The organism is Citrobacter braakii, assembly GCF_009648935.1.
Taxonomy (GTDB): domain Bacteria; phylum Pseudomonadota; class Gammaproteobacteria; order Enterobacterales; family Enterobacteriaceae; genus Citrobacter; species Citrobacter braakii.
On the sequence record NZ_CP045771.1, the window covers coordinates 612,542 to 629,196 of the forward strand.

Consider the following 16,655-nt stretch of genomic DNA (forward strand, 5'->3'; position numbering starts at 1 on the left):
TATGTAAAAGTCTGATAATAGTTGATGATGATATTATTTTTCCGTAAGGCAAACTTAAAGTTATGCTTATTTCATAACGTTATTATCCCCAAGGAGTAATTTTTTATAAGCACTATCCTGGCTTTATTTAAGAAATTCATTAGATTTTTTTAACGATTAATTTAGGATAAATAAAACAGGTAACGCAAATGCATCTTTAGAGTTGATTATTTAGTATCATTGCTTCCTTGAATATAACCACATATTTAACATGGTTATCATCCTGCAAAAAATACGTCCAACACTGGTGAACAAACGAGCATATGTGATATAGTTCACAAAAATCATGTAACAGAAACGATGTTTCATTCATGTTATTGCCCGTCGATAGCCAGAGTACTACACCCTCGGTGAACACCCCCGCGCTGTCCTGGGCATCCAGACTTTCTGAGGACGTTTTTCATGGCAACGATAACAACTGGCGTGGTTCTTCTGCGGTGGCAATTACTCAGTGCAGTGCTGATGTTTTTAGCCAGTACGCTCAATATCCGTTTTCGTAAATCAGATTATATTGGCCTGGCCGTCATTAGCAGCGGTTTAGGGCTGGTTTTTGCCTGCTGGTTTGCGACCGGATTACTCGGCATAACCCTGGTGGATATGTCCGCAATCTGGAAGAACATTGAAACCGTAATGGTTGAAGTGATGAGCCATACACCGCCAGACTGGCCGATGGTGTTGAACTGATAACAGAATTGCATATGGCTACCTCAGTCCTGAGGTAGCCATAATTTTCAGCGAAAAGCAGAAGGATTAGAACGGAATATCGTCGTCGAAATCCATCGGCGGCTCATTAGACGGCGCTGCCGGAGCCGACTGCTGCGGGCGAGACTGCGCGCCGCCGCTGAACTGATTGCCACCTTGCGGCTGCTGAGGCTGACCCCAACCACCCTGCTGCTGGCCGCCACCTGCCGGAGCACCACCACCCTGACGACCGCCCAGCATTTGCATGGTGCCGCCAACGTTAACCACAACTTCAGTGGTGTACTTTTCTACGCCGGATTGATCGGTCCATTTGCGGGTACGCAGCTGACCTTCGATATAGACCTGGGAACCTTTACGCAGATATTCGCTGGCAACTTCCGCCAGTTTGCCGAACAGCACCACACGGTGCCATTCAGTCTGCTCTTTCATTTCGCCGGTCGCTTTATCACGCCAGGATTCGGAAGTAGCCAGCGTAATGTTGGCAACTGCGCCACCATTCGGCATATAGCGTACTTCCGGGTCCTGGCCCAGATTACCGACGAGAATCACCTTGTTTACGCCTCTGCTGGCCATGATCGTGTCTCCTGAAAAACGTTACTGAATAAGTGTAAGCGCGGGATTGTAGCATTTCCAATAGCGCTTTTACTACGTTGCGAGATCGATTCCAGTAAACAACCCCAGACAGACATTGTTGCACAGGCATCTGCGTTTTGCATTCCAATACTGTATATCCATTCAGGTCAGGTTGTGTCATAATTAACCGTTTGTGATCGCCGGTAGCACCATGCAGCCAGGCAAAAAAGCGTTTAATCCGGGAAAGATGAATGGATAAGATCGAAGTTCGGGGCGCCCGCACCCATAATCTCAAAAACATCAACCTCGTCATCCCGCGCGACAAGCTGATTGTCGTCACCGGGCTTTCGGGCTCAGGCAAATCTTCGCTCGCTTTCGACACCTTGTATGCCGAAGGGCAGCGTCGTTACGTTGAATCCCTTTCCGCGTACGCGCGTCAGTTTCTGTCGCTGATGGAAAAGCCGGATGTCGACCACATTGAGGGGCTGTCTCCCGCCATCTCAATTGAACAAAAATCGACATCCCACAACCCGCGATCCACGGTAGGTACGATTACCGAAATTCACGACTATCTGCGCCTGTTGTTTGCCCGCGTTGGCGAACCGCGCTGCCCGGATCACGACGTTCCCCTGGCGGCCCAGACCGTTAGCCAGATGGTGGACAACGTTCTGTCGCAGCCGGAAGGCAAACGTCTGATGCTGCTGGCGCCGGTGATTAAAGAGCGTAAAGGCGAGCATACTAAAACGCTGGAAAACCTGGCAGGCCAGGGCTATATCCGCGCCCGTATCGACGGTGAAGTGTGCGACCTTTCCGATCCGCCCAAGCTTGAACTGCAAAAGAAACACACTATTGAAGTGGTGATTGACCGCTTTAAAGTACGCGACGATCTCACCCAGCGACTGGCTGAATCCTTTGAAACCGCGCTGGAACTGTCCGGTGGTACGGCGGTGGTCGCCGATATGGACGATCCGAAAGCGGAAGAGTTGCTGTTCTCCGCCAACTTCGCCTGCCCGATCTGCGGCTACAGCATGCGCGAGCTGGAACCACGTCTGTTCTCGTTCAATAACCCAGCGGGCGCATGCCCGACCTGTGACGGTCTCGGCGTGCAGCAGTATTTCGATCCTGACCGTGTGATCCAAAATCCGGAACTGTCGCTGGCCGGTGGTGCTATCCGCGGCTGGGATCGCCGTAACTTCTATTACTTCCAGATGCTTAAGTCACTGGCGGAACACTATAAATTCGACGTCGAAGCCCCATGGGCCAGCCTGAACCCTGCCGTGCATAAAGTGGTGCTGTACGGTTCCGGTAAAGAGAATATCGAATTTAAATACATGAACGATCGCGGCGATACGTCCGTACGCCGCCATCCGTTCGAAGGCGTATTGCACAATATGGAGCGCCGTTATAAAGAGACGGAATCCAGCGCGGTACGTGAAGAATTAGCCAAGTTCATTAGCAACCGACCGTGCGCCAGCTGTGAGGGGACGCGTTTACGCCGGGAAGCCCGCCACGTATTTGTCGAAAATACACCACTGCCCGCGATTTCCGACATGAGCATCGGTCACGCCATGGATTTCTTCAACAACCTGAAGCTTGCGGGTCAGCGAGCGAAGATTGCAGAGAAAATTCTCAAAGAGATTGGCGATCGTCTGAAGTTCCTGGTCAACGTCGGCCTCAACTATCTGACGCTGTCGCGTTCAGCAGAAACGCTCTCCGGCGGCGAAGCCCAGCGTATTCGTCTGGCAAGCCAGATCGGCGCAGGTCTGGTCGGCGTAATGTATGTACTGGATGAACCGTCTATCGGTCTGCATCAGCGCGATAACGAGCGTCTGCTGGGTACGCTTATCCACCTGCGTAATCTGGGCAATACCGTCATTGTGGTTGAGCATGATGAAGACGCGATTCGCGCCGCTGACCACGTCATCGACATCGGCCCCGGCGCGGGCGTTCACGGCGGCCAGGTGGTCGCCGAAGGTACGCTAAAAGATATCATGGCCGTGCCTGAGTCGCTGACCGGCCAGTACATGAGCGGTAAGCGCAAGATTGAAGTGCCGAAACAGCGCGTGGCGGCAGACCCGGAAAAAGTGTTGAAGCTGACCGGCGCGCGCGGTAACAACCTGAAAGATGTCACCCTGACGCTGCCGGTTGGTTTATTTACCTGCATTACCGGTGTTTCCGGTTCGGGTAAATCGACGCTAATTAACGACACGCTGTTCCCGATTGCGCAGACGGCGCTGAACGGCGCCACGCTGGCTGAACCCGCGCCATATCGTGATGTTCAGGGTCTGGAACATTTCGACAAAGTGATCGACATTGACCAAAGCCCGATTGGCCGTACGCCGCGCTCTAACCCGGCAACCTACACCGGCGTGTTTACGCCAGTGCGCGAACTGTTTGCCGGTGTGCCGGAGTCACGTGCCCGCGGTTATACTCCGGGTCGTTTCAGCTTTAACGTCCGCGGCGGACGCTGTGAAGCCTGTCAGGGCGACGGCGTGATCAAAGTCGAAATGCACTTTCTGCCGGATATCTACGTGCCGTGCGATCAGTGTAAAGGCAAGCGCTATAACCGCGAAACTCTGGAGATTAAGTACAAGGGCAAGACTATCCACGAAGTGCTGGATATGACGATTGAAGAAGCGCGTGAGTTCTTCGATGCCGTTCCGGCGCTGGCGCGTAAGCTGCAAACGCTGATGGACGTGGGTCTGACGTACATTCGACTGGGTCAGTCCGCCACCACGCTCTCGGGCGGTGAAGCGCAGCGCGTGAAGCTGGCGCGTGAACTGTCCAAACGCGGTACCGGTCAAACGCTGTATATTCTCGACGAACCGACCACCGGTCTGCATTTTGCGGATATTCAGCAACTGCTGGACGTGCTGCATCAGCTCCGGGATCAGGGCAACACCATCGTAGTGATTGAGCACAATCTGGACGTGATAAAAACCGCTGACTGGATTGTCGATCTCGGTCCGGAAGGCGGCAGCGGCGGCGGGGAAATTCTGGTTTCAGGCACACCAGAAACAGTCGCTGAGTGTGAAGCCTCACACACGGCCCGTTTCCTCAAACCACTGTTGTAATCATGCCGATGGCGCTACGCTTATCAGGCCTACAAAATATGCATAATTGCTTGTAGGCCGGATAAGGCGCTGGCGCCTCATTGCGGAAAACAGATCAGGACTGCGCCAGTATCCGGCGTTTATCTTCCGGCAGCGTGTTTACGGCCTGCTGATAAGAGGCGTCTACCAGGTAGTAGATTTGCGAATCAGGCAGCGAGCCGTCCAGATACACCGTACTCCAGTGCGCCTTATTGAGATGCCGGCTTGGCCGTACATCGCTATGCTGCTGACGTAACAACTCTGCCAGTTCCGGGCTGGTTTTCAGTGACACCGCCGGGCGTTCTTCCACCTCTTTTACCATGGCAAAAAGCACATCTTCGACTTTGATTTGAGTGGCCTTCCAGTCACTGTGTACGCTCTGCTCGGCGCCCATTTTTGCCATGCAGTATTGCAGCAACTCCGAATTCGTCATCTTAATTCCCCTTACCAGCATATTGCCTAATGAGAACATCTTTTATTCAGTGTGCAGCAAGTCCGCAAAAGGTAAAAGCAGGTAACGCAAATTTGTTTAAAAAAACAACAACCGCAAGCAACGTCCTCAATACTCCGAGTTGACGATCACCTCTTCACCAAACGCGCCAGCCTGTGGCAACGGTTTATAAGTGGAGTTAGAAGCGCGTAAAATACGAATACCGCGAATACCCACATCTCGGGCGGCGGTAATGTCATTATCAGAGTCGCCGTAGAACATACGGATATTTTTATCCTGCAGCCACTGCGTTTTCGTATTCTGGCCCGGCTTATCACCGGCAAAAATGACCGGGTTCATATTGCCGGCCGGGATGTGAAAGTTATCGGACAGCGTTTTCGACACCGTTTCGGTCTTCGTCTGGCTACGCCCGGTTACGAAAAAGATGCTGTCGCCGCGACGCACGTGCATATCAATCAACTGACGCGCCACTTCTTTCGGAATGCTGAATTCGTCCCAGCCATTGTTCATTTTTTCCCAGAAGGCCGGATTTTTCAGGTAATCCTCACTGTCCGGAGAATACGTTTTTTTTCCGCGCCAGAAGCCTGGGCTGGAAAAGAGGACGGTGTCATCGATATCAAACCCGACGGCCATCGGCGGGCGTCCGGTCAGGCTGTTTTCAATTTGTGCCACGGAGACCCAGTGAATGGGTGCCTGCTCAGCGAGTTTTGCAACGTTGGTGCCTGGATTAAGCTGAGAGGGAGAGGAAACTAACGCCTGGGCCGGCTGATTTAGCGTGAACAATAAACAAATGGCACTCAGTGCCAACGTAAACTTGCGCATATTTTTCCCTAAGTAGTCAGTTAGTTATCATTTTTTTATTAACAACTGGTCAAAAAACTATCTGACCTTACCCCTTAGGGGGAGGGAAAGGAAGGATTTTCTCTGGTTTTGTCCTGGAAAAAGAGCATGATCACATTGGAAAACAGACCAAAAGCACGGTGAAAGAAAGTAGGCCGGATAAGATGATTACACCTCAATCCGGCAATACAATGCCTGATGGCGCGACGCTTATCAGGCCTAAAAACCCGGTTACATGACGGCGGCAAATGCCTTCGCCACCCGCTGCACGTTACCGTGATTCAACCCGGCCACGCACATACGACCGCTGGCTATCAGGTACACACCGAACTCATCGCGCAGGCGATCGACCTGAGCAGCGCTGAGCCCGGTATAGCTGAACATCCCGCGCTGTTGCAGCAGGTAATCAAAGTTACGACCAGGGATCTCCGCATTCAATACGTTAACCAGCGCCTGGCGCATCGCCAGAATACGGGTACGCATCTCTTCGACTTCCGCCAGCCAGTTGGCTTTCAGCGCGTCATCACCCAACACCGCGGCCACGACCTGCGCACCAAAGTTTGGCGGGCTGGAATAGTTACGACGCACCGTCGCTTTTAGCTGCCCCAGAACGCGGCTGGCGGCATCAGCGTCTTCACAGACCACTGAAAGTCCGCCGACACGTTCGCCGTACAAAGAGAAAATCTTCGAGAATGAGTTGCTGACCAGTGCAGGCAATCCGGCGCTGGCAATGGCGCGGATCGCATAGGCATCGTCTTCCATTCCGCCGCCGAAACCCTGGTAAGCAATATCCAGGAACGGGATCAGATCGCGAGCTTTCAGGATCTCAATGACACCATCCCATTGCGCGGGAGTTAAATCCGCACCCGTCGGGTTATGGCAGCATGGATGCAGCAGTACGATGCTGCGCGCCGGTAAGGTGTTCAGCGTGGCCAGCAGGTCGTTGAAACGCACGCCATTGGTGGTGTCGTCATACCAGGGGTAAGTACTTACTTCGAACCCAGCACCTTCAAAAATCGCGATGTGGTTTTCCCAGGTCGGATCGCTGACCCACACGGCAGAATCAGGGAAATAGCGTTTCAGGAAGTCTGCGCCAACCTTTAGCGCACCGGAGCCGCCCAGCGTCTGAATCGTTGCGACGCGCTGCTGCTGGAGAACCGGATGCTCTGCGCCAAACAGCAGCGGCGCAATAGTATGGCGATAAGTGTTCAGGCCTTCCATCGGCAGATACAGCGAAGCGCCATGCGGTTTGGCATTCAGTCGGGCTTCCGCTTCTGCCACCGCTTTAAGCTGAGGAATAATGCCGTCTTCGTTGTAGTACAGACCGATGCTGAGGTTCACTTTGTCGCTACGTGAATCGTCTTTGAAACGCTCCATGAGCGATAAAATCGGGTCGCCAGCGTAGGCGTCAACTTTTTGAAACACGTGTGGTTCTCCAGGTTTACAGGCAGGGGTTAAGAACACAATAAACCGGAAGCGGGAGAAGATCGAGAGGATGTTGAGAGGAATATTGCCGGATGGCGGCGTAACCGCCTTATCCGGCACATCATGAACTTAATCGATATACTTCATTGCCACCCTTGAGGTCAGGCGCGTGATAAGTTCGTAAGCACTTACTTTCGTCATTTCAGCAATGCGTTCAACGGGCAGGCCTTCACCCCACAGGATAACCGAATCGCCGGCTTTATCCTGCGCCTCGGGACCTAAATCGACGCAAATCATATCCATCGCGACGCGACCGACGATCGGCACTTCACGGCCATTGACCAGTACCGGTGTCCCAGACGGTGCAGCGCGCGGATAACCATCGCCATAGCCCATCGCCACCACGCCCAGACGCGTGTCGCGCTCGCTCAGCCAGGTTCCACCATAGCCAACCGGCTCGCCCGCTTTGTGTTCACGCACCGCAATCAGGCTGGAAGTCAGCGACATCACCGGCTGGCAGCCAAAATCAGCACCGATAGAGTGGTTTTCCAACGGCGATACGCCATACAGAATCAGCCCCGGACGCGCCCAGTCGAAGTGAGACTGCGGCCACAGCAGAATACCACCCGACGCGGCGATCGAACGCTGACCCGGTTTACCTGCGCAAAAGCTATTGAAGATATCGAGCTGCTTTTCGGTCGCACCGCACTCAGGCTCGTCCGCGCGCGCAAAGTGGCTGACGATATTGACCGGCTGGCGCACGTTTTCGCATTGCGTCAAGCGCTGATAAAACGCCTCGGCCTGCTCCGGACGCACGCCCAGACGGTGCATTCCCGTGTCGAGCTTCATCCAGACGGTGACCGGTTCAGCCAGTACCGCGGCTTCCAGAGCTTCAAGCTGCTCCTGGTTGTGGACGGCAGTATGCAGACGCTGCGCGGAGATAGTCGGCAGATCGGAAGCATCAAAAAATCCTTCCAGCAGCAGGATGGGCTGCGTGATCCCTCCCGCTCGCAACCGCAGGGCTTCTTCAAGACGAGCGACACCAAAAGCGTCCGCATCGGGGAGCGTTCGCGCGGTCTCTAACAGACCATGGCCGTAAGCGTTCGCTTTCACGACCGCAACCAGTTTACTGGCTGGAGCCAGTTCACGCAGACGTTGCAGGTTGTGTCGCAGAGCGCGGCGGTTAATGACTACAGTTGCCGCTTGCATTTGTATTCCTTGATAAGTATTTGCTTGAGTAACCTGATTCAGTATTGTTATTCGTCGTCGTACTGCGGGCCAGCATAGTTATCGAAGCGCGACCACTGACCGTTAAACGTCAGGCGCACCGTACCGATCGGGCCGTTACGCTGTTTACCGATAATGATCTCGGCGATGCCTTTCAAGTCGCTGTTTTCGTGATAAACCTCATCACGATAGATAAACATGATTAAGTCGGCATCCTGCTCGATGGAGCCGGACTCACGCAGATCCGAGTTGACCGGACGCTTATCGGCGCGTTGTTCCAGAGAGCGGTTAAGCTGCGACAGCGCCACCACCGGCACATGCAGTTCTTTCGCTAACGCTTTCAGCGAGCGGGAAATTTCAGCAATTTCCAGCGTACGGTTGTCGGAGAGCGACGGCACGCGCATCAGTTGCAGGTAGTCGATCATGATAAGTCCGATACCACCGTGTTCGCGGGCGATACGACGGGCACGTGAGCGCACTTCCGTTGGCGTCAGGCCGGAGGAGTCATCAATATAGATGTTTCGTTTCTCCAGCAAAATACCCATTGTTCCGGAAATTCGCGCCCAGTCTTCATCATCCAGTTGACCGGTACGGATTTTGGTTTGGTCTACACGTGAGAGTGAGGCCAGGGAACGCATCATGATCTGTTCTGAGGGCATTTCAAGACTAAAGATAAGAACCGGCTTATCTTGCAGCATCGCCGCATTTTCGACGAGGTTCATTGCAAATGTCGTTTTACCCATCGACGGACGCGCGGCGACGATAATTAAGTCTGACGGCTGCAAACCAGCAGTCTTTTTATTGAGGTCGTCATAACCGGTGTTGACCCCGGTGACACCATCGTGTGGTTGCTGGAACAACTGTTCGATACGCGCGACGGTAGCGTCGAGCACATCGGTAATATTTTTCGGACCTTCGTCTTTGTTGGCGCGACTTTCAGCAATTTTAAAGACGCGGGATTCCGCGAGGTCCAGCAGATCTTCACTGGAACGGCCTTGCGGATCAAACCCGGCTTCCGCGATCTCGTTCGCCACCGAAATCATGTCACGAACAACGGCACGTTCGCGGACAATATCCGCATAGGCACTAATGTTCGCTGCACTTGGCGTATTTTTAGATAACTCAGCCAGGTAAGCAAAACCGCCGACGCTGTCCAGTTGTCCCTGAACTTCCAGCGATTCTGCGAGCGTGATCAGATCGATGGGTTTTCCCATCTCCTGCAGGCGATGCATTTCGGTGAAGATGTGCCGGTGCGGTCGGGTATAAAAATCTTCCGCCACCACACGCTCGGCCACATCGTCCCAGCGTTCGTTATCCAGCATTAAACCGCCCAACACCGACTGTTCCGCTTCAATCGAGTGCGGCGGTACTTTCAGCCCGGCGACCTGGGGATCGCGCTCACGAGCATCAGTCTGTTGTTTGTTGAAGGGTTTATTTCCTGCCATAGTGAATGGAGTTACCGAGATAATGATTGGGTCGAAAGATTACCACATTTCTTTTGGAGGAAGCATGGCAACACGTATTGAATTTCACAAGCATGGTGGCCCTGATGTACTCAAGGCTGTGGAGTTTACGCCCGTAGACCCGGCGGAAAATGAAATCCAGGTCGAGAACAAAGCGATTGGGATCAACTATATCGACACCTATATCCGCAGTGGTCTTTATCCGCCGCCTTCTCTACCCAGCGGTCTGGGTACCGAAGCCGCAGGCGTGGTCAGTAAAGTCGGTAGCAAAGTGACGCACATTAAAGCCGGCGATCGCGTGGTTTACGCTCAGTCTCCCCTGGGCGCCTACAGCTCAGTGCATAACGTCCCGGCTGATAAAACCGCTATTTTGCCCAACGCTATCTCGTTTGAACAAGCTGCAGCCTCATTTCTTAAAGGGCTCACCGTTTTTTATCTGTTGCGTAAGACCTATGAAATTCAGCCCGATGAACCATTTTTGTTCCATGCGGCAGCAGGCGGCGTCGGTATGATTGCCTGCCAGTGGGCAAAAGCATTGGGTGCGAAGCTGATTGGCACCGTCGGTAATGCGCAAAAAGCGCAAATTGCGCTGCAGGCCGGCGCATGGCAGGTCATTAACTATCGTGAAGAGAGCATTGTAGAACGTGTAAAAGAGATCACTGGCGGTAAAAAAGTGCGGGTGGTGTATGACTCGGTGGGGAAAGATACCTGGGAAGCCTCACTGGATTGCCTGCAGCGCCGGGGGCTCATGGTCAGCTTTGGTAATGCTTCCGGACCGGTGACTGGCGTTAACTTAGGCATTCTGAATCAGAAAGGTTCGCTGTACGTGACTCGCCCTTCACTCCAGGGTTACATCACCAACCACCATGAATTAACCGAAGCCAGCAATGAGCTTTTCTCGCTGATTGCCAGCGGAGTGATCAAAGTGGATGTCGCACCGGGCCAGACGTTCGCACTGCACGACGCGCAGCATGCTCATGAAGTGCTGGAAAGCCGGGCCACACAGGGGTCGAGTTTGCTGATCCCGTAACGCCCTCATTTCCGTTAAATAATTCAAGCCGCCAACAAACCTGCGGTTTGAATTATGAAGGGGCAAGAAAGAATTAGGGCTTCCCGTAGGAAGCCCTTTCTTTTTTTAGTTCGGCTGTATGTAGGGTACAGCTCGATGAATTCGTTAACCTGGCAATAGTGACAGATTTGATAATCAATTCCTATTTGCTTCTAAAGGCAATGTTGCAGGTTGTGACACACCGCTCAATACCTTAGTAAAATCGGCGGTTATTGCGCTGATACTGTGGGACTTTTGGCGCTTTTATCGCCTTGATAACCCACACCACGGCAACGGCCAATAACAGCCAGGGCAACAGTTTAATCATCAACGCAAATAGTCCGCCCAAAAACATCACCACAGTGGCTACCACCAATGCGGCCAGCACTCCCAGCAAAGATACGCCGGTGACCATCAGCATTATAAAAAATCCAATCACAAAAAGTAGTTCCAGCATGGCTCTCTCCCGAAATGAAATACTCTCCACAGCTTTACAAGAAACATGCCAAAATTAATATATTGATTTATAAAGCAAACGCCCCGCGACGAAGCGCAGGGCGTGGTGAAATTCACTAACTTTTGGTGAAAACTTAACATTTGTCTGCCACCAGCTTCAGCGCATGTTCCAGAACCTCAATATCTGCCCCGGCTTTATGCGCATTTTCGCTCAGATAGCGACGCCACTGCCGTGCCCCAGGAATCCCCTGAAACAGTCCCAGCATATGGCGCGTGACATGCCCCAAATAGGTTCCTTTACTCAGTTCACGCTCAATATATGGATACATCGCACGCACTACGGCGACCGGATCGGCATCTTCGCTGGTGACAGCAAAAATCTCGCGGTCAACGGACGCCAGAATGCCTGGGTTTTGATAAGCTTCGCGCCCCACCATCACGCCATCCATATGTTGCAGATGGATTTTCGCTTCTTCCAGCGATTTTATGCCACCGTTGATCGACATCGTCAGATGCGGAAAATCGCGCTTTAGCTGATAAACACGGTCATAATCCAGCGGTGGGATTTCGCGGTTTTCTTTCGGGCTTAGCCCGGACAGCCAGGCCTTGCGGGCGTGGATGATAAACATCTCACATTCACCGTTACCGGAGACCGTGTTGATGAAATCGCACAGGAATTCGTAGCTGTCCTGGTCATCAATACCGATACGGGTTTTCACCGTTACCGGAATCGATACCACATCGCGCATCGCTTTGACGCAATCAGCGACCAGTTGCGCATTCCCCATCAGACAGGCACCAAACATTCCATTCTGTACACGGTCGGAAGGGCAACCCACGTTGAGGTTAATTTCGTCATAGCCCCGTTGTTCAGCAAGCTTTGCGCACTGCGCCAGCGCAGCCGGATCGCTCCCGCCCAGTTGCAAAGCGACCGGATGTTCTTCTTCGCTATACGCCAGATAATCGCCTTTACCATGAATGATCGCGCCGGTGGTTACCATCTCCGTGTAGAGCAGCGTCTGGCTGGACAGTAAGCGCAAAAAGTAGCGGCAATGTCTGTCCGTCCAGTCGAGCATCGGCGCGATAGAAAAACGATGAGCGGGAAAAGCGGTAGACTGAGATTCAGGCAGCATGGCGAATATTCAAGCATCCGGTTAAAAAAGGGGCGCTACTATAGCATAGACCGTTACGATAGTGAGCCACATCCTCGCGGTTCCCCCTCCCTGCTCCCCGACAAGCGCTATTTACGCCCCGGTTTTCCGTCGTGAGATCCAAAAAACTGCGGCGGATGGTCGACCCAACGGTCCTCACGCGTGGCGGCATAAACCGGATTAAGCGGATAATAAATACGATTGTATTTTTTGTTCGCCTCACCCACGACCAGCAGACGAACCTCTTCACTGGTGTTATTGATAAAGGTGTGACACACGCCGGTGCCCGCCGGGAAACCGACGCTGTCGCCCGGCTCCAGCTTCCATAAATAACCGTTAATCCAGGCTTCAGGATATCCCTCCAGCACATAGATAAACTCTTCCTCATCACTTTCAGCGTGCGGATACGAGGTGCGTCGGCCCGGCGGCAGGCGCTCATGATGAATGCCGAGTCGCCCTAACCCCAGCTTGCGGGCAAGCGGCGCACCTATGGAAAACAGCTCATCGCTGTCGGGATAGGTGGAGTCATCAGCCCCCTCAACTTCACGCCAGTGACGAATACAATCGGGTCTTTTCATGATTATTTTCCAGTATTGCGATGGGTCAGGTATAGCACACCGCGGTGGATCTCGGTGTTTTAAACAGAACATGTTAAAGTAAGGGATTAACCTTGCACGCAAATCGAGGCGCCAAATGGACAAAACCACCACGCAGGAGTTATTGGCTCAAGCTGAAAAACTCTGTGCGCAACGCAACGTACGGCTTACGCCACAACGCCTCGAAGTGCTGCGCCTGATGAGCCTGCAGGAAGGCGCAATCAGCGCTTACGACCTACTTGACCTGTTGCGGGAAACCGAGCCGCAGGCCAAGCCGCCGACCGTGTATCGTGCGCTTGATTTTCTGCTGGAACAAGGGTTTGTGCACAAGGTGGAATCCACCAACAGCTATGTGCTTTGCCATCTGTTCGATCAGCCAACTCACAGTTCCGCAATGTTCATTTGCGACCGCTGTGGTGTGGTAAAAGAAGAGTGCGCGGAAGGCGTGGAAGACATCATGCATACGCTGGCAGCAAAAATGGGCTTTGCCCTGCGACATAACGTTATTGAAGCCCACGGACTATGCCCGGCCTGTGTGGAGGTTGAGTCATGTCGTCACCCTGGCGAATGCCAGCATGACCATACGATTCAGGTGAAGAAGAAAGTTGGGCGTTAAGCGGGTGGGAGAGCGTACATCCTTGTACTCTCAGGAGGGAAGGGTTAATTACCAGCGGTAATCATTACGTTTTTCCCAATCGGTCACTTCTTTCTCCGCCTGATCTTTCGCGTAACCGTAACGCTCCTGGACTTTACCGACCAGTTGGTCACGTTTACCTTCAATGACCGTCATATCATCATCGGTCAGTTTGCCCCATTGCTCTTTCACTTTACCTTTAAACTGCTTCCAGTTACCGCCGACTTCGTCTTTATTCATCATCAAGTCCTCATCGTTAGGTTGTGAATAGCGAGAGTGCCATGTCCAGACACATGCTGTTTTTGCTGGACGTGAGAATAAGTGTAGTCAGGGATTCTGGGTTTTATTTACTATTCGGAATTTTTAACCATCCGTTCAGGCAAACCAGGTTCCATTACGCCAGTGACGCCGCCAGATAAAGGCCAGGGAAAGCCCACGCAGCGCGAGAAAAACGGTTAACGCCAGCCACAAACCATGATTTCCCAGCAACGGTAAAGCCAGTAGCGTTAATGCGAACCCTGCTGCGGCAACGGCCATACTGTTGCGCATTTCTGCAGCCCGTGTCGCTCCAATAAACATACCGTCGAGCAGATAACACCACACTCCCACCAGCGGCAAAACCACCTGCCAGAAAAGATAGCGATCGGCCAACAGTTGGATTTGCGGCAGCGAGGTCAGCAGCGCAACAATCTGCTCGCCAAACAGGGCGTAAACCAGCGAAAACAGAATAGCCACAATACCGGACTGTCGACAGGCCGCCCGCCAGACATCAAGCAACTGGCTGCCATCCCTCGCCCCATAGGCCTGACCCGAATGCGCTTCCACAGCATAGGCAAATCCATCCAGCGCGTAGGCGGTAAACGTCAGCAGAGTCATCAGAACGGCGTTAACCGCGATGATGTCGCCTCCCAAACGCGCGCCCAGAACCGTAATGGCCCCAAAGCAGAGCTGTAGCAGCAGCGAACGCAGCATGATGTCGCGGTTGAGCGCCAGTAAACGACGGAAGTTGCCACGCCACGCCAGCTTCAACATTGCCAGCGAAATTCCACGCATATGCAGGACTTTGCGTACCATCATCAGGCCAATCAGCAGCGTGGCATATTCGGCAATCACCGTCGCCAACGCCGCCCCCTGCACGTTCATATGCAGGCCCATTACCAGCCATAAATCGAGCACAATGTTGAGAATATTTCCGACAATCAACAGGATAACTGGCGCGCGCGCATACTGAACGCCAAGCAGCCAGCCGAGCAGCACCAGATTCGCCAGCGACGCGGGTGCGCTTAACCAGCGGATTTCCAGAAAACGTCGGGCCTGCTCCAGTACCGCCTCACTTCCGCCGACAATGTGCAGAGCCAGATCGATAATCGGCGTACGGAACAGTGCGATAAGCAGCCCCGCGCCCAGCGCCAGCAATAGCGGCTGCACCAACGCGCGCGCCAGCGCCTGCGGATTTTTCGCGCCAAATGCCTGCGCGGTAAGGCCGGTGGTACTCATGCGCAAAAAAAGCAGCAGCATAAAGAGAAAGCTGGTCGCCGTGGCGCCAACAGCAACGCCGCCAAGATAGACCGGACTGTCCAGATGACCAATCACCGCGGTGTCCACCAGTCCCAACAGGGGAACGGTGATATTGGAGAAGATCATCGGTAAGGCGAGGTGCCAGAGTGCTTTATCAGAAGAGGTAAAGAAAGGCATACAGGAGAGCCTGAGAAGAAGTTAGATATACTGAAAAAAGATGCTGTGTAGGCCCGGTAAGCGTAGCGCCACCGGGCAAGTTGCCGGATAGCGACGTAAACGTCTTATCCGGCCGACAGGTAATCAACAGAAAATTACAGCCATTCACCGTTACGAATGACGCCTACCGCCAACCCTTCAATAGTGAAGTTTTGCTCGCGCAGGTCGACAACAATAGGTTTAAATTCGCTGTTTTCAGGCAGGAGTTCAACCTTGTTGCCCTGCTTTTTCAGGCGCTTAACGGTGACTTCGTCGTCGATACGGGCAACAACAACCTGACCGTTACGCACATCCTGAGTTTTATGCACAGCCAGTAAATCACCGTCCATAATACCGATGTCTTTCATCGACATACCGCTAACGCGCAGCAGAAAATCGGCGTTCGGTTTGAACAGTGAAGGATCGACCTGATAGTGGCCTTCGATGTGCTGCTGCGCCAGCAGTGGCTCGCCTGCCGCTACGCGTCCGACAAGCGGTAACCCTTCTTCTTCTTCCTGCAGCAGTCGAATACCGCGCGATGCGCCGGATACAATTTCAAGAACGCCTTTACGCGCAAGCGCTTTCAGGTGTTCTTCAGCGGCGTTTGGGGAACGGAACCCCAAACGCTGCGCGATCTCCGCACGCGTCGGTGGCATACCTGTCTGGCTGATGTGATCCCTAATGAGATCAAACACCTCTTGCTGCCTGGCCGTTAACGCTTTCATTCCGCCCCCTGGGTGTATATACAGTTATGCTGTGAGTATATACAGCTAAAGGTGATTTTGGAACCGCAAACTGCACAAAAAACAGGAGATTTATGCAGTTGTGGAATCTTTATCGCAAATGCGACCACAACAGGATGCCCCAGGTGATCAGAGCGACAAAAATAGACAGCAATACCGCTGCCGAGCCCATATCTTTCGCCCGACCGGAAAGTTCGTGATACTCAGAGCCAATACGGTCAACCACCGCCTCAATCGCACTGTTGAGGATTTCAACGATCATCACCAGCATCACGGAACCAATCAACAGCACGCGGGTAATGGCGTCGACGTCCAGCCAGCAGGCGATGGCTACGCCCAACAGTACGGCAACGCTTTCCTGGCGGAATGCCGCCTCATTGATCCATGCGGCGCGAAAACCTTTCCAGGAATAGCCTGCAGCTTTGATAATTCGGGTGAATCCAGTGGTATTATTGGCCATCAAAAAGAACCTTTTTACATTATTAGCGTCAATGTCATTGTA

General features: G+C 53.0%; 17 protein-coding genes. 4 read left to right on the top strand and 13 right to left on the bottom strand.

Annotated features, from left to right (window positions below):
• The first annotated feature begins 441 nt into the window (after positions 1-441).
• Positions 442-723 carry a YjcB family protein gene (locus tag GFC06_RS02805; RefSeq protein ID WP_016155360.1) on the top strand — a complete coding sequence of 94 codons (282 nt, stop codon included), beginning with the start codon at positions 442-444 and terminating at the stop codon, positions 721-723.
• A 66-nt stretch (positions 724-789) separates the two neighbouring features.
• Here GFC06_RS02805 and ssb1 read toward each other — a convergent pair whose 3' ends face one another.
• Complete coding sequence (ssb1, locus tag GFC06_RS02810; RefSeq protein ID WP_003826621.1) at positions 790-1,314, bottom strand: single-stranded DNA-binding protein SSB1; 525 nt, start codon at positions 1,312-1,314, stop codon at positions 790-792.
• A 251-nt stretch (positions 1,315-1,565) separates the two neighbouring features.
• Here ssb1 and uvrA point away from each other — a divergent pair, with 251 nt between their 5' ends.
• A complete protein-coding gene (uvrA, locus tag GFC06_RS02815) occupies positions 1,566-4,388 on the top strand; it encodes an excinuclease ABC subunit UvrA (RefSeq protein WP_016155358.1) in 2,823 nt (940 codons plus the stop codon).
• A 94-nt stretch (positions 4,389-4,482) separates the two neighbouring features.
• Here the strand turns inward: uvrA and GFC06_RS02820 are convergent, their stop codons facing one another.
• From GFC06_RS02820 to dnaB, 5 genes are all read right to left on the bottom strand, one after another.
• Complete coding sequence (locus GFC06_RS02820) at positions 4,483-4,839, bottom strand: MmcQ/YjbR family DNA-binding protein (protein WP_016155357.1); 357 nt, start codon at positions 4,837-4,839, stop codon at positions 4,483-4,485.
• 126 nt (positions 4,840-4,965) lie between these two features.
• A complete protein-coding gene (gene aphA, locus GFC06_RS02825) occupies positions 4,966-5,679 on the bottom strand; it encodes an acid phosphatase AphA (RefSeq protein WP_153689820.1) in 714 nt (237 codons plus the stop codon).
• Positions 5,680-5,928: 249 nt separating this feature from the next.
• Entirely contained in the window at positions 5,929-7,122 is a 1,194-nt protein-coding gene (gene tyrB / locus GFC06_RS02830) for an aromatic amino acid transaminase (RefSeq protein ID WP_153689821.1), read from the bottom strand.
• 129 nt (positions 7,123-7,251) lie between these two features.
• A complete protein-coding gene (alr, locus tag GFC06_RS02835; protein ID WP_016155354.1) occupies positions 7,252-8,331 on the bottom strand; it encodes an alanine racemase in 1,080 nt (359 codons plus the stop codon).
• 47 nt (positions 8,332-8,378) lie between these two features.
• A complete protein-coding gene (gene dnaB, locus GFC06_RS02840) occupies positions 8,379-9,794 on the bottom strand; it encodes a replicative DNA helicase (RefSeq protein WP_003826610.1) in 1,416 nt (471 codons plus the stop codon).
• 64 nt (positions 9,795-9,858) lie between these two features.
• Here dnaB and GFC06_RS02845 point away from each other — a divergent pair, with 64 nt between their 5' ends.
• Entirely contained in the window at positions 9,859-10,842 is a 984-nt protein-coding gene (locus GFC06_RS02845) for a quinone oxidoreductase (protein WP_141876101.1), read from the top strand.
• 232 nt (positions 10,843-11,074) lie between these two features.
• Here GFC06_RS02845 and pspG read toward each other — a convergent pair whose 3' ends face one another.
• From pspG to GFC06_RS02860, 3 genes are all read right to left on the bottom strand, one after another.
• Entirely contained in the window at positions 11,075-11,317 is a 243-nt protein-coding gene (gene pspG, locus GFC06_RS02850) for an envelope stress response protein PspG (RefSeq protein ID WP_016155352.1), read from the bottom strand.
• A 133-nt stretch (positions 11,318-11,450) separates the two neighbouring features.
• Positions 11,451-12,449 carry a tRNA dihydrouridine(20/20a) synthase DusA gene (gene dusA, locus GFC06_RS02855; protein WP_153689822.1) on the bottom strand — a complete coding sequence of 333 codons (999 nt, stop codon included), beginning with the start codon at positions 12,447-12,449 and terminating at the stop codon, positions 11,451-11,453.
• A gap of 107 nt (positions 12,450-12,556) precedes the next feature.
• The gene (locus GFC06_RS02860; protein ID WP_016155350.1) at positions 12,557-13,045 is read right to left on the bottom strand and encodes a cupin domain-containing protein; all 489 of its coding nucleotides are present in this window, start codon (positions 13,043-13,045) and stop codon (positions 12,557-12,559) included.
• A gap of 115 nt (positions 13,046-13,160) precedes the next feature.
• Between GFC06_RS02860 and zur the strand changes: the two genes are divergently transcribed.
• Complete coding sequence (gene zur / locus GFC06_RS02865; RefSeq protein WP_003031709.1) at positions 13,161-13,679, top strand: zinc uptake transcriptional repressor Zur; 519 nt, start codon at positions 13,161-13,163, stop codon at positions 13,677-13,679.
• Between the two features lie 48 nt (positions 13,680-13,727).
• Here zur and GFC06_RS02870 read toward each other — a convergent pair whose 3' ends face one another.
• The 4 genes from GFC06_RS02870 to GFC06_RS02885 all read right to left on the bottom strand — a co-directional run bounded on the left by GFC06_RS02870 (position 13,728) and on the right by GFC06_RS02885 (position 16,613).
• The gene (locus GFC06_RS02870) at positions 13,728-13,937 is read right to left on the bottom strand and encodes a CsbD family protein (RefSeq protein WP_019077869.1); all 210 of its coding nucleotides are present in this window, start codon (positions 13,935-13,937) and stop codon (positions 13,728-13,730) included.
• A gap of 135 nt (positions 13,938-14,072) precedes the next feature.
• Positions 14,073-15,392, bottom strand: coding sequence for an MATE family efflux transporter DinF (dinF, locus tag GFC06_RS02875; protein WP_049041229.1), 1,320 nt, complete (start codon positions 15,390-15,392; stop codon positions 14,073-14,075).
• A 134-nt stretch (positions 15,393-15,526) separates the two neighbouring features.
• Positions 15,527-16,135, bottom strand: a complete 609-nt coding sequence (lexA, locus tag GFC06_RS02880) for a transcriptional repressor LexA (protein ID WP_003826596.1) — start codon at positions 16,133-16,135, stop codon at positions 15,527-15,529.
• Between the two features lie 109 nt (positions 16,136-16,244).
• Positions 16,245-16,613, bottom strand: a complete 369-nt coding sequence (locus GFC06_RS02885) for a diacylglycerol kinase (RefSeq protein WP_003826594.1) — start codon at positions 16,611-16,613, stop codon at positions 16,245-16,247.
• Positions 16,614-16,655: the final 42 nt, after the last annotated feature.